The sequence below is a fragment of the Lysobacter sp. cf310 genome, assembly GCF_900114355.1.
Taxonomy (GTDB): Bacteria; Pseudomonadota; Gammaproteobacteria; order Xanthomonadales; family Xanthomonadaceae; genus Lysobacter.
Genome location: NZ_FOSS01000001.1, coordinates 1,137,614 through 1,150,691, shown reverse-complemented (window position 1 = coordinate 1,150,691; position 13,078 = coordinate 1,137,614). Strand labels below are relative to the sequence as shown.

The 13,078-nt window shown below is 70.9% G+C and carries 11 protein-coding genes; 8 read left to right on the top strand and 3 right to left on the bottom strand.

Annotated elements, in window-relative coordinates; all coding sequences use genetic code 11:
• The first annotated feature begins 77 nt into the window (after window positions 1-77).
• The 6 genes from lexA (at window position 78) to BMZ45_RS05080 (ending at window position 8,241) form a co-directional block, all read left to right on the top strand.
• Entirely contained in the window at window positions 78-677 is a 600-nt protein-coding gene (gene lexA, locus BMZ45_RS05105; RefSeq protein ID WP_091634116.1) for a transcriptional repressor LexA, read from the top strand.
• A gap of 1 nt (window position 678) precedes the next feature.
• Window positions 679-1,305 (top strand): translesion DNA synthesis-associated protein ImuA, encoded by a 627-nt coding sequence (gene imuA, locus BMZ45_RS05100; protein ID WP_091633186.1) that lies wholly within the window; start codon window positions 679-681, stop codon window positions 1,303-1,305.
• A 9-nt stretch (window positions 1,306-1,314) separates the two neighbouring features.
• Window positions 1,315-2,733: a Y-family DNA polymerase gene (locus BMZ45_RS05095; RefSeq protein ID WP_091633183.1), complete on the top strand. Its 1,419-nt coding sequence runs from the start codon at window positions 1,315-1,317 to the stop codon at window positions 2,731-2,733.
• Complete coding sequence (locus BMZ45_RS05090) at window positions 2,730-5,972, top strand: error-prone DNA polymerase (RefSeq protein WP_091633180.1); 3,243 nt, start codon at window positions 2,730-2,732, stop codon at window positions 5,970-5,972. Before BMZ45_RS05095 ends, BMZ45_RS05090 begins: the two co-directional genes overlap by 4 nt.
• An 8-nt stretch (window positions 5,973-5,980) precedes the next feature.
• Window positions 5,981-6,577: an alpha-ketoglutarate-dependent dioxygenase AlkB gene (locus tag BMZ45_RS05085; protein WP_091633178.1), complete on the top strand. Its 597-nt coding sequence runs from the start codon at window positions 5,981-5,983 to the stop codon at window positions 6,575-6,577.
• 110 nt (window positions 6,578-6,687) lie between these two features.
• Window positions 6,688-8,241: a winged helix-turn-helix domain-containing protein gene (locus BMZ45_RS05080; RefSeq protein WP_091633175.1), complete on the top strand. Its 1,554-nt coding sequence runs from the start codon at window positions 6,688-6,690 to the stop codon at window positions 8,239-8,241.
• Window position 8,242: 1 nt separating this feature from the next.
• On the opposite strand, the gene BMZ45_RS05075 is transcribed toward BMZ45_RS05080, so the two are convergent.
• Both BMZ45_RS05075 and BMZ45_RS21535 read right to left on the bottom strand, forming a co-directional pair.
• Window positions 8,243-9,328 (bottom strand): serine hydrolase domain-containing protein, encoded by a 1,086-nt coding sequence (locus BMZ45_RS05075; protein WP_091633173.1) that lies wholly within the window; start codon window positions 9,326-9,328, stop codon window positions 8,243-8,245.
• Between the two features lie 130 nt (window positions 9,329-9,458).
• Window positions 9,459-10,373: a sterol desaturase family protein gene (locus BMZ45_RS21535; RefSeq protein WP_175488928.1), complete on the bottom strand. Its 915-nt coding sequence runs from the start codon at window positions 10,371-10,373 to the stop codon at window positions 9,459-9,461.
• A gap of 147 nt (window positions 10,374-10,520) precedes the next feature.
• Between BMZ45_RS21535 and BMZ45_RS21530 the strand changes: the two genes are divergently transcribed.
• Both BMZ45_RS21530 and BMZ45_RS05065 read left to right on the top strand, forming a co-directional pair.
• Window positions 10,521-11,042, top strand: a complete 522-nt coding sequence (locus tag BMZ45_RS21530) for a hypothetical protein (protein WP_175488927.1) — start codon at window positions 10,521-10,523, stop codon at window positions 11,040-11,042.
• An 80-nt stretch (window positions 11,043-11,122) separates the two neighbouring features.
• Entirely contained in the window at window positions 11,123-12,019 is an 897-nt protein-coding gene (locus BMZ45_RS05065; RefSeq protein ID WP_254776533.1) for a hypothetical protein, read from the top strand.
• Between the two features lie 40 nt (window positions 12,020-12,059).
• Here BMZ45_RS05065 and BMZ45_RS05060 read toward each other — a convergent pair whose 3' ends face one another.
• The gene (locus BMZ45_RS05060; protein ID WP_091633165.1) at window positions 12,060-13,070 is read right to left on the bottom strand and encodes a saccharopine dehydrogenase family protein; all 1,011 of its coding nucleotides are present in this window, start codon (window positions 13,068-13,070) and stop codon (window positions 12,060-12,062) included.
• Window positions 13,071-13,078: the final 8 nt, after the last annotated feature.

Here is a 13,078-nt window from a genome sequence, read left to right as displayed (position 1 = left end):
GCGGGGCGGGCTGGGCGGGTGCCCGGGGTCTCGCCTCGGGCGGCCAATAGGTGTACAAATGTACACCTATGGACCCGATCGACTCCCTGCCGCCGCAACGCGCCGCCGTGCTGGCCTTCCTGCGCCGGGAACTGGCCGCCGGGCGCGCGCCCAGCCTGGCCGAGATCGCCGCGGCCTTCGGTTTCGCCTCGCGCAATGCTGCCCAGAAGCACGTCCAGGCCCTGGTCGGCGAGGGCTTGCTGACCCTGGTGCCGGGTCAGAAGCGGGGGCTGCGCCTGCCCGGCGGCGGCGCCGACGTGCTGCCGCTGGCGGTGCTGGGCCGGGTCGCGGCGGGCACGCCGATCGGGGCCGACATCGGCCTGGACCAGCAGCTGTGGCTGGACCGCCGCCTGTTCTCGCCGGCGCCGGATTACCTGCTGAAGGTGCAGGGCGATTCGATGATCGACGACGGCATCCTCGACGGCGATCTGGTCGGCGTGCACCGCACCGCCGACGCCCGCGACGGCCAGACCGTGGTCGCGCGCGTCGACGGCGAACTGACCATCAAGCGCCTGCAGCGCGCGCGCCGGCAGATCCGCCTGCTGCCGCGCAATCCCGCGCATGCGCCCATCGTGGTGGAAGCGGATCAGGACTTCGCCATCGAAGGCGTCTACTGCGGCCTGGTGCGGCTGGGCTGAGATGGGCGGCGTGGTCGCCATCGAAACCCTGCTGGCCGCGCAGACGCTGTGGCATGCCGGGCGCAGCGCCAGCATCGCCGCCGCTGGCGAGCCGTCCGGGCACGCGGCGTTGGATGCATTGTTGCCGCAGCGCGGCTGGCCGCGCCGCGCGCTGACCGAGCTGCTGCTGCCCGCCGACGGCGTGGGCGAGTTGTCGCTGTTGTTGCCGACCCTGGTGCGCATGACCCAGGCCGGCGGCACGGTGGCGCTGATCGCGCCGCCGTATCTGCCGTATGCGCCGGCGTGGCAGGCCGCGGGTGTGGACCTGGCCGCGCTGCAGATCGTCGACGCCACGCCGCGCGATGCCCTGTGGGCGTTCGAGCAATGCCTGCGCAGCGGCGCCTGCGCGGCGGTGATCGGCTGGCCGCTGCAGGCCGATGCGCAGGCGCTGCGGCGTTTGCAGGTGGCCGCCGACAGCGGCGACTGCCTGGGTTTCGCCTTGCGCGATCGCAAGCACGCGGCCAATCCCTCGCCGGCCGCGCTGCGCGTGGAGTACGCGCGCGACGCGCGCGGCCAGGGCGCCTGGCATGTGCGCAAATGCCGCGGCGGTCCCGCGCCCGCGCAGGCCTACGCACCGGGCACGGCGTGAGGCGCGCGCATGTTGTGGGCCTGCATACTGCTGCCGCAGCTGGCGCTGGACGCCGTCCTTCGGCGTCTGCCTGATCCCGACCCGCCGCTGGCCCTGGTCGCCGGGCCGACGCAGTTGCGCAGCCTGCATGCGGTCAACACCCGCGCCGCCGAAGCCGGCCTGCGCGCGGGCATGCGCCTGACCGCCGCGCATGCCTTGCTGCCGGATTTCGCGATGGTGGAATACGAGCCGCAGGCCGAGGCGCGCTGGCAGCGCTTCCTGGCCGCCTGGGCTTACCGCCACAGTTCGCTGGTCAGCGCGCAGTGGCCGGGTTGCATCGTGCTGGAGGTGCGCGCCAGCTTCCGCCTGCTCGGGCCGTGGCCGCGCATCGAGGCGCGGCTGCGCGAAGAACTTGCCGCGCTGGGCTTCAGCCATCGCATCGCGCTGGCGCCGACCGCGCGCGCGGCGCACGTGCTGGCCGGTCTCAGCGACGGCCTGGCTCTGCCGCATCCCGGCGCGATGACGGACTACCTGGACCGCGTGCCGGTGCGGCGCGCGCGCCTGCCCGAGGGCGACGGCGAGCGCCTGCAGCGCATGGGCGTGCGCGACCTGCGCGCCTTGCGCGCGCTGCCGCGCGACAGCCTGCGCCGCCGCTTCGGTCTGCCGCTGCTGGAGCATCTGGATCGCTTGTACGGGCAGGCCGACGATCCGTTGAGCTACTACGCGCCGCCGGACCATTTCGATGCGCGGGTGGAGCTGGGCTACGAAGTGGAAAGCCACATGGCGCTGCTGTTTCCGCTGCGGCGTCTGCTCGGCGATCTGTGCACCTATCTGTCGATTCGCGACGGCGGCGTGCAGCGCTTCGTGCTGCGCCTGGAACACGAGGGCGCGCATACCGACGTCGAGGTCGGCCTGCTGGCGTCGGAGCGCGAGCCGGCGATGCTGTTCGAGCTCACGCGCAATCGCCTGGAGCGGGTCCAGATCGCGCAGCCGGTGGTGGCGTTGCGTTTGCTCGCGCGCGAACTGCCGCCGTTCGTGCCGGCCTCGCGCGATCTGTTCGATCTGCGCGCGCAACAGACCCAGCCCTGGCCGCAACTGCGCGAACGCATGCGCGCGCGCCTGGGCGACGAGGCGGTGTATCGGGTGGCGCCGGCCGGCGATCCGCGCCCGGAGCGGGCCTGGCGACGCGTGGACGGCGACGAGGCCCGCATCGGCGCGGCGCCCGCGCGTCCGCCTCGTCCGCTGTGGCTGCTGCCGCAGCCGGTGCCGCTGCGCGATCCGCAGCCGCGCATCCTGTCCGGCCCCGAGCGCCTGGAAAGCGGCTGGTGGGACGGCGCCGATGCGCGGCGCGATTACTACGTGCTGGAGACGGGCCAGGGCCAACGCGCCTGGGCCTATGCGCCGCCGGGCGAGCGCGAGGGCTGGATGCTGCACGGGTGGTTCGCATGAGCTGGGACGACGCGGTGAACGGCGTCGACCGCGACACGCCGGGCGGGCGTCCGCCGCGCGCCTGGGAAGTCGCGCAACGGCTGCGCCTGCAAGCGGCCAACGACGATGCCGACACCGCCGACGATCTGCCGGCCTACGCCGAGCTGCACTGTCTGTCGGACTTCTCCTTCCTGCGCGGCGCGTCCAGCGCCGAGGATCTGTTCGCGCGCGCCGTGCACTGCGGCTACGAAGCGCTGGCGATCACCGACGAATGCTCGCTGGCCGGGATCGTGCGCGCATACGAGGCCTCGCGCGCGACCGAATTGCCGCTGGTGGTGGGCAGCGAGTTCACCCTGGAGTGCGGCCTGAAGCTGGTGTTGCTGGTGGAAACCCAGGACGGCTACACCCGGTTGTGCCGGCTGATCACCCTCGCGCGGCGTGCGGCGCCGAAAGGCGCGTACCGCCTGACCCGCGAGGATCTGCGGCAGGTGCTGGGCGAGGGCGAAGCGGGCGTATTCGCCTTGTGGTTGCCGGCCTGCGTGCCGGACGAATCGCAGGGACGCTGGTTGCGCGACTTGTTGGGCGCGCGCGCGTTCCTGGCGGTGGAGCTACGCCGCGAAGAGGACGACGACGCGCGTCTGCGCACCCTGCTGGAGCTGGCCGCGCATCTGGATATGGAGGCGCTGGCCAGCGGCGACGTGCACATGGACCTGCGCCGCCAGCGCGTATTGCAGGACACCATGACCGCGATCCGCCACAACACGCCCTTGGCCGATTGCGGCGCGCAGCTGTTCCGCAACGGCGAGCGCCACCTGCGCACGCGTCGCGCGCTGGGCAACATCTATCCGCCCGAACTGCTGGCCGCCGCCGTGCGCCTCGCGCGCCGCTGCCGCTTCCGCATGGATCAGGTGCGCTACGACTATCCGGCCGAACTGGTGCCGGACGGGTATACGCCCACCACCTGGCTGCGCGCCCTGACCGAGGCCGGCATGCGTCAGCGCTGGCCGGACGGCACGCCGGAGGCCGTCGTCGCGCAGATCGACGGCGAGTTGGAGCTCATCGCCAAGCTCAGGTACGAGGCCTTCTTCCTGACCGTGGAGGACATCGTCCGCTACGCGCGCTCCTTGAACATCCTCTGCCAGGGCCGCGGGTCCTCGGCCAATTCGGCGGTGTGCTACGCGCTGGGCATCACGGCGGTGAATCCGGCCGAGAGCCGTTTGCTGATGGCGCGCTTTCTGTCCGAGGAGCGCGGCGAACCGCCCGATATCGACGTCGACTTCGAGCACGAGCGGCGCGAGGAAGTGCTGCAGTACGTGTACGCCAAGTACGGCCGCGAGCGCGCCGCCCTGGCCGCCACCGTGATCCGTTACCGCGGTAAGAGCGCGGTGCGCGACGTGGCCAAGGCCTTCGGGCTGCCGCCGGATCAGATCGCGCTGCTGGCCGAATGCTACGGCTGGGGCAACGGCGAAACGCCGATGGAGCAGCGCCTGGGCGAGGCCGGATTCGACCCGGACAACCCGCTGATCCGGCGCGTGCTGGCGGTGACCGCGCAGCTGCGCGGGCATCCGCGCCATCTCTCCCAGCACGTCGGCGGTTTCGTCATCAGCGATGCGTCCCTGAGCACGGTGGTGCCGGTGGAGAACGCGGCCATGGACGAGCGCACCATCATCCAGTGGGACAAGGACGATCTGGAGACCATGAAGCTGCTCAAGGTCGACTGCCTGGCCTTGGGCATGCTGACCTGCATTCGCAAGGCGGTGGACTTGATCGAACGCCATCGCGGTTATCGCTTGGACATCGCGCGCCTGCCGGCCGGCGATGGGCCGACCTACGAACTGATCCAGGCCGCCGACACGGTCGGCGTGTTCCAGATCGAATCGCGCGCGCAGATGAGCATGCTGCCGCGGCTGAAGCCCAAGGATTTCTACGACCTGGTGGTGGAGGTCGCGATCGTGCGGCCCGGTCCCATCCAGGGCGGCATGGTGCATCCCTATCTGCGGCGCCGGCAGGGCAAGGAGAAGGTGGATTACCCAAAACCGGAAATCAAACATATTCTCGGCCCGACCCTGGGCATTCCACTGTTCCAGGAGCAAGTGATGGAGCTGGTGATCCACGCCGGATACTCGCCGGCAGAGGCAGATCAGCTACGCCGTTCGATGGCGGCCTGGGGTAGGGGCGGCGACATGGAGCCGCATCGCGAGCGCATTCGCGAGCTGATGGAGGGCAAGGGCTACTCCTCCGCCTTCATCGAGCAGATCTTCGAGCAGATCAAGGGTTTCGGTTCCTACGGTTTCCCACAGAGCCACGCAGCCTCGTTCGCCAAGCTGGTCTACGTCAGCTGCTGGATGAAACGCCACGAGCCGGCGGCTTTCGTCTGCGCCCTGCTCAACGCGCAGCCGATGGGCTTCTACTCGCCCAGCGAAATCGTGCAGGACGCGCGCCGCGGGCGCGGCGACCGCATCGGCGTGGAAGTGCGCCCGATCGACGTGAGCAGCAGCGATTGGGACAACACCCTGGAGGGCGGCGAGCTGCGCGTCGGCGAGGACGGTGGCCGCCAAGCGGCGCTGCGCCTGGGCTTGCGCCAGATCGGCGGCCTGTCGAAAACGATGGCGCTTGCGCTGGTCGCCGCGCGCGCGCAGGCGCCGTTCGCGGACGTGCGCGACCTGTGCCTGCGCGCCGGCCTGGACGAGAAAGCGCGTCACGCCCTGGCCGAGGCCGGCGCCTTGCAGAGCCTGGCCGGGCATCGCCACGCCGCGCGCTGGGCGGTGGCCGGGATCGAGCGCCAACGCCCGCTGCTGCCCGACAGCCCGGACGAGGACCTCATCGAATTGCCGGCGCCGAACCAGGGCGAGGACGTAGCCTCCGACTACCGCGCGGTCGGCCTGAGCTTGCGCGCGCATCCGCTGGCGCTGCTGCGCAAGCGCCTGCATCAGCTGCGGGTGATGGACTCGCAGCAGTTGAGTACGCAACGGCACGGGCGCGGCGTGCACGCGGCCGGCATCGTCACCCAGCGCCAACGCCCGGCCACGGCCGGCGGCACCATCTTCGTCACCCTCGAAGACGAGCACGGCTCGGTCAACGTGGTGGTGTGGCAGGACGTGGCGCTGCGCGCGCGCAAGGCCCTGTTGGGCGCGCGCCTGCTGTCGGTGCGTGGGCGCTGGGAGCAGGTCGACGGCGTGCGTCATCTGATCGCGCGCGAGCTGCGGGACCTCAGCCATCTGCTCGGCGAGCTGCAGACCAGCTCGCGCGATTTCCATTGAGGTCGGCCATGAAAGCCCTGTGCGACTACGCCGACGACCTGTTCGCGCCCGACTGCCAGACCCTGGTGGACGACGCCGAGGGCGGGGTGCGCTACTGGCCCGGCTTCGTCGATGCCGCTACCGCGCAGGCCTGGTTCGAGACCCTGCACGCGCAGGCGGCCTGGACCCACCTGCAGCGCCCCATGTACGACCGCATCGTTGATGTGCCGCGCCTGCTCGCCCACTACGCCACCGACGAGCTGCCCGACGCATTGCCGCTGGCGCGGATGCTGCAGCAGGTGCGCGCCCGCGTGCCGGCGCCGTACAACCGCATCGGCATGAACCTCTACCGCGACGGCCACGACAGCGTGGCCATGCACCACGACAAGCTGCACACCCTGTTGCGCGGCCATCCCATCACCCTGGTCTCGCTGGGGGCGCCGCGGCGCATGCTGATCCGCGCCCAGCGCGGCGCGCGCGAGACCATCGCCGTGGATCTGGCGCCCGGCAGCCTGCTGAGCATGAGCCACGCCTCCCAGCTCAGCCACGAGCACGGCATCCCCAAGACCCGGCGCGCGCAGGGGCCGCGCATCAGCGTGGTGTTCCGCGTGCGCCCGCCGGGCTAGCGCTCCGGGGCGGGCGAAAGCACGGTCGACGCGACTAAGCGGTCGCGCGCCCGTGTAGCATCGCGGACGCCGCGCCCTGGTGCGCGTTCCCTCCGCTGCCTCGTATCGCCGTGTCCCGACTGCAACTGCTGGACCTGAGCATCGACCTGCAACGCCAACGCGTGGAACGCGAGGGCGTGGCTTTGGACGTGTCCGGTCTCAGCTTCCGCCTGTTCGCCTGCCTGCTCTCGCACGGCGACCGCGTGCTGGGTTTCGATCAGCTGGCCAGCGAAGTCTGGGCGCCGGCGGTGGTCAGCGAGGAAACCATCACCCAGCGCATCAAGCTGCTGCGCCAGGCCCTGGGCGACGACAGCCGCGCCCCGCGCTACATCCGCTCGGTGCGCGGGCAGGGCTATCAGCTGTGCGCGCCGCCGCAGCCGCTGGCGGATGCCGAGACCGCGCCGCAGGCACCGACGCGGCGAACGCGGCGCTGGTTGTGGGCCGGGCTCGCGGCATTGGCATTGGCAACGATCGGCGTGGGCGCGGCGCTGTGGTGGCGTACGAACCACGAACGCCCGCGTTCGCCGCTGCTGACGCGCGCGGCCTACTACGCCGGCATCGGCCAGGCCGACAACAACGAACGCGCGATCGCGCTCTACCAGCAGGCCCTGGCCGCCGATCCGGACGACCCGGCGGCGCTGCTGGGCTTGAGCCGTCTGTCCAGCGCGCGCACCTGCCTCTACAACGGCGGCCGCGACAACGCCGAGCGCGGCCTGCGCCTGGCCCGACAGCTGCTGCGCCGCGACGTCGACAGCGCGGCGGCCTGGAGCGCCTTGGGCTATGCGCACGACTGCCTGGGCGATATCGGCCAGGCCGTGGCCGGCTACGAGCGCGCGCTGCGGCTGGATCCGGACGACGACCACACCCGCGCTTCGCTGGCCTACCTCTACCAGGAGCAGGGCAAGATCGCCGACGCCCTGCGCGGCAACATGCAGCTGCGCGGCGATCCGGCGCGGGTGCGATTCCGCGACGTCCAGGTCGCGCGCGAGCTGGAACTGCTGGGCTTCGCCGAGGCCGCGCGCCGCCGGCATCAGGCCAACTTCCGTCTGTTCCCCGATAACGTGTTCTCCAACATCGCCTGGCCGCGCAGCCTGTTCGGCGCCGGCCGCTACGACGAGGCCGCCAGCGCCTTGAACGAGGCCCTGACGCGCGGCACCCCGCATCCGGAGCTGCACCTGCTGCAGGGCGAGCTGGCCCTGCAGCGCGGCGATCGCGCGGCCGCGCGCGCCGCGTTCGCGCAGGCGCGGCGGCTGCGCCCGCAGGGATCGCTGGGCCTCACCGTGGAAGGGCTGTACGCCGAGCCGGCGCCGAGTCCGCAATGGATCGCCCAGCGCATCGCCGAGCTGCGCCCGAAGGCGGGGCAGCCGGCGCCCTGGCCCAGCTTGTATCTGGAGCTGGCGCTGCTGGAGCTGGCGCGCCGGCAACCGGAGACGGCCGTGGCCGCGCTCGACGACGCGGTCGACGCCGGTTATCGCGACCGCGCCTACCTGCAGGCCTCGCCCTTGTTCCGTGCGCTGCACGGCGATCCCGGCTACGCGCGCGTGCTGGCGCGCATCGATGCCGATATCGCCGCCCAGCGCGCACGGGTGGCGTCGGCCGACTGGAAGCCGGCCGACCTGCCCTGAATCAGCGCAGCGCGGCCAACAGCTCGCGGAAGATCTCGCGCGACTGGGTGTGGCCGTTGCGCTGGTTGTAGGCGCTGCTGGTGATGGTCACCACCAACTGTCGCTCCGGCACCGCGAACACATAGTTGCCGCCATTGCCGGACATGGCCCAGGCGGCGACGTCGCGGCCGCCGACCTGGAAGTGCATGCGCCACCACTGGTAGCCGTACTCGGATTCGTCGTTGGCCTGGGCCTGCACGCTGGTCATGGCGGCGATGTAGCCGGCCGAGATCACCTGCTTGCCCTGCCAGCGGCCTTGGTCGACCACCAGCTGACCGAACTTGGCCAGGTCGCGGGTGCGGTAGCGGGTGCCGCCGCCGCCCATGCCGATGCCCTCGGGCGAACGGTTCCACTGACTGCGTTCGATGCCCAGCGGCCGCTCCAGGGCCTGCGCGGCGAACTCGGACAGCGGCTGACCGGTCGCGCGTTCGATCACCGCGCCGGCCACGAAGGAACCGGCGGTGCAGTAGGCGAACGCGCGCCCGTGCGGGCTGTCGGCCGGCTTGCGCATCCACGGCGCGTAGCCCTTCACCGGCAGCGCCAGGGCGAAGTCCAGCCAGCGCTCGGTCACGTACATGCGCTCCTCGTTGCCGGTGGAGAACGGATTCTCGTCGTCGCATTCCCACAGCGAGCTCATGGTCAGCAGATCGGCCAGGGTGGTCGCGCGCAGGCGCGGGTCGACGCGATGGGCAGCGGTGAATTCCGGGAAACGGTCGTAGACGCGATCCTGCACGCCGGGCAGCAGGCCGCGGTCGATGGCCGCGCCGGCCAGCAGGGCGGTCACGCTCTTGGTCGCCGAGCGTACGTCGTGCAGGGTCTGGGCGTCGGCGCCGTTGAAGTAGCGTTCGTACACGGGTTGGCCGCGCTGGACCGCCATCACGCTGGTCAGCTGCTTGAGACTGCCGTCGTCCAGGCGGGCGTTCAGCGCCTTCAGCGGGACCGGATCGAACGCGCTATCGCTGGGGCGCGCGGCCGGCCAGCCGTCGTCGGCGGCGAACGCGGCCGGACTGGCCAGGGCGAGCAACAACAGCAGGCGGTGCAGGGGCATGATCGGCTCTCATCGGTGGAAGGAGCCGCGATCACAGCGGGAAACCGTCTGAAGTGCCTGATCGGCGAGTGAAGAATTCTGAAGTCGTGCTGCGACGGGCTTTGCGACGCTTGCGCGGCGCCCGCCGAGTTCAGTCGGGCGGCGCGTGTTGGCGCGACGAGACCGTGTCGGCGTCGGTCGGCTCGCGGAACGGCAGCAGGTACATGCGCCACAGGCCCGGCTCGCTGGGGCCGATACCGGTCTGCACGACCGGGCCCTGGCTGTAGGTGCCGAACAGGCGGTCCCAGACGATCGCATTGCAGGCGTAGTTGCTGTTGCTCTGCTCGAACACCAGCGAGTGGTGGCGGCGGTGATGGTCGGCACCGGTGATCAGCCAGGACAGGCCCGGCGTGTGCATGCGCAGGTTGGCGTGCGCCAGCACCGCGTTGACCATCAGCAGGATGCCCGCGGCTTCGACCGCGCGTTCGGGCGCGCCGGTGGCGGCAGCCAGCAGCACCAGCGGCAGGATCAGGAACACCACCTCGAAGGGATGGTTGGTGCCGACGTTGAGCGCGTGCAGGTTCTGGAACCCATGGTGGAAGCCGTGCCCGCTCAGGCGCCACAGCAGCGGCCAGCGGTGGATGGCGCGATGGATCCAGTAATAGATCAGGTCGGAGGCGAAGAACAGCAGCGCGACCTGCAGCGGCAGCGGCCAACCATGGGGCCACAGCGCGGCGCCGGGGCCGCTGCGGAACCCGCTCAGGGCCGGTCCCAGCACCGCCTCGTAGGCGCCCAGCAGCAGCACCGACAGCGCCAAGGCCAGCGCGTACACGCCGATCAGGCGCAGGCGCGTGCCCAGGCTCTGCCGCCATTCCGGCATCGCCGGCAGCCAGGCCTCCAGGCCACTGGCCACCAGCAAGGCGACGATCAACACGATCAGGGTCGCCGCCTCGCTGGGCAGCAGGCTCCACCACAGCAGCAAGGCGCCGGCCAGGATCGCCGGCTGGGCGCCGCGTTCGACCCAGGCGGACAGGCGCGGGTGGGGGACGGGACTGGACGGCGGCATGCATGACTCCTGTCGGCATCGGTAGCGTCTGCGCTGTTTATAGGCCGGGCGACACCGGAGGTCTTGTGCCGGAAGGCCTTGATCCGACCTGCGGCGGTTCGTGGGGCGTTGCGGAACCGCAGGCCAGGCGTCGCCTAAACTGGGCGCATGTGCCGCTTCGTCACCGCCACCCTGCCCGCCGACGCCGACCACGCCGCCTTGGCGGCGATCGCGCAAAGGCATGGGCGCCGTCTGCTGCCGATATCCAATCCCAGCATCGACCGCCAGATCGGTCCCGGCTTGCGTCATTACCTGACCACGCCCGGGCATTGCGACTGCGACGTGCCGATCGGCCGGCGCCTGCGCGAGCGCGCCAAGGATACGGACGAGGCGGTCCAGCGCCTGCGCCGCAAAGGCTGGAGCGAGGCCAAGATCGAGCGCGCGCTCGCCCAGCAGCAGGACAAGCGCGCGCAGCGCATGGTCGAATCCGCGGCGCCGTGGCTGGCCTTCATCCGCGACATGCTGACCCAGACCAAGAACGCACATATGGGGCTGCTGATGCATCACTACAGCGGCGCCCTCGACGCCGACATCGTGCTGTCCGCGCGCGAAAGCCTGCCCTTGCCGATGTTGAGCGAGGAACTGTTGGAAGGCCTGCGCGAAGACGTGCTCTACGAATTCCGGCGCTAAGCCGTTCGCGCGGCCGCGCAAGGCCCTACACTCGCGCCTGATCCCCGCCGCGCTCGCTTGCAATGACCTCTACCGGTTTCTTGTCCGTCTTCGCTCCGTCCTTCGCCCTGGGCGGCCCCGTGTTGCTGGGTCTGTGGGGCGTCTTGCGCAGTCGCGGACAACCGCGCGCGGCTTCGTCGTCGCCGGCCTGGGACTGGAAGCTGATCCTGGCCTCGATGCTGCTGTACGCCTTGAGCTTCAGCCTGATCTTCTTCGTGCAAGAGCTGTTCCTGGTCCTGCCCAAGGCGTTCACGCCGGGCTTGCGGCCGACCCTGTTCCACAACAATCACAACTGGGACGGCGACAACCCGCTGGCCAAGCTGTTCCAGGGCACGGGCGCGCTGGCGACCCTGATCCTGGCCGCACTCTGCGCCTGCTGGCTCAAGCGCTGCCCGCCGCGTTCGGCGCTGTGGCGGATGTTCGCGCTGTGGATGGTCTTCCACGGCTGCTATCAGGCCCTGCCGCAGTTCGTGGTCGGCGCGATCTTTCCCGGCAACGACGTCGGCATGGCGATGGAATACCTGCAGTGGAGCGCGGCGACCAAGACCGTCGCCGCCTTGCTGGCGATGGCTTTGATCGTGTGGATCGCGGTGCGCCTGTTGCGCCCGCTGCTCAGCCTGGCCGCGCAGGCCGACGAGATCGCCACGCCGGGCCGGCGCGCGGGTTTCGTGTTCCGCGTCGCGACCCTGCCGGGCTTACTGGCCTTGCCTTTGATCATCGCGATGCGGGTGCCGGGTAGCCTGGACCAGGTCGCGATCGTGCCGGTGGCCGAGTACGTGATCGGCCTGTGGTGGATGCAGGCCGCGGCCTGGTTCGCGATTCCCGCGCGCGCCGGCGAAACCGCACCGGTGCGTTCGCTCGCGGTGCCGTTGCTGGCCTTGATCGCTTTGACGCTGATCTTCCATTTGATCCTGCGTCCGGGCATCGCATTCTACTGAGTGGGGCCGGCGGAGCTTGCGCGTCCGCCACCCCTGGCGCTCAGCCCTCGACCTCCAGCGTCCACTGCAGCGCCGGCAACGCGCTCAGGAACGCCGCCGCGTCGAAGGTCTGACCCGGTGCGACCACACCCATCGCGTGCGCGCGCCCGTCGAGGATCCGCACCAGGGCCTCGACGATCAACGGCGCGCTGACCGCATAGATGTCGCGCCCCTGCGCGAACGCACGATGGCTGCGGCCTTGGCGATGCACATGCACATCGACCGCATAGCGCTGCGCCGAAAGTCCGCTCGCATCGGCGGCCGTCGGCGGCGGCGTGTGCGGATCGCGCACGTCCTGGAGCGCGGTCAGGTTCATGTACGAATCCACGCGCGCACTGCGCACATGGCGCGACAGGGTGGCGATCTCCGAGAACGGCAACGCGACGGTGGACTGGACGCCGAAAGGCGCCGGGAAGGTCCAGTCGCGCGTCGCCGGCGGCTGCGCGAGCGGCGCCAGTTCGCCGTCGGCGATCACCAGGCGCGCGCGCTGATTGCGCTGGCCGGTGATGCGCGTGCCCGCGGTCGGATGCCAGCTGTCCAGCGCGACCGCTATTTCGATCGCGTCCGCCTCGGGCCAATCGCCCAGCGCGGCGGTGGCCAGCAGATCGGCCAGACCGCCGAAGAAGGCCATCGCCGGTATCGCGACGATGCTGGCGGCGCGGGCGCGCTCGTCGTAGTGCTCGACCAGATCGAGCACGGCGCCTTGCTCGGCGCACACATCGAGGTAGGGCAGCCCGGCGCGCAACGCGGCCTCCAGTACCGGCGCCGCGGTATCCAGGAAGGGGCCGGCGCAGTTGATCACCGCGGCGGCGCCGTCCAGCAGACTATCCAACTCGGCCGGCGACTCGATCGAGGCCTGACGGCGCTCCAGGTCCGGATGGATCTGCGCGAGCGCCGCCAGCTTGGCGGCGTCGCGTCCGCCCAGGCGCGGCACCAGGCCGCGCCGGAGCAGTTCGGCGATCACGAAGCGGCCGGTGTGGCCGTAAGCGCCGTAGACAGCGATGGTGTGCATCAGTTGAA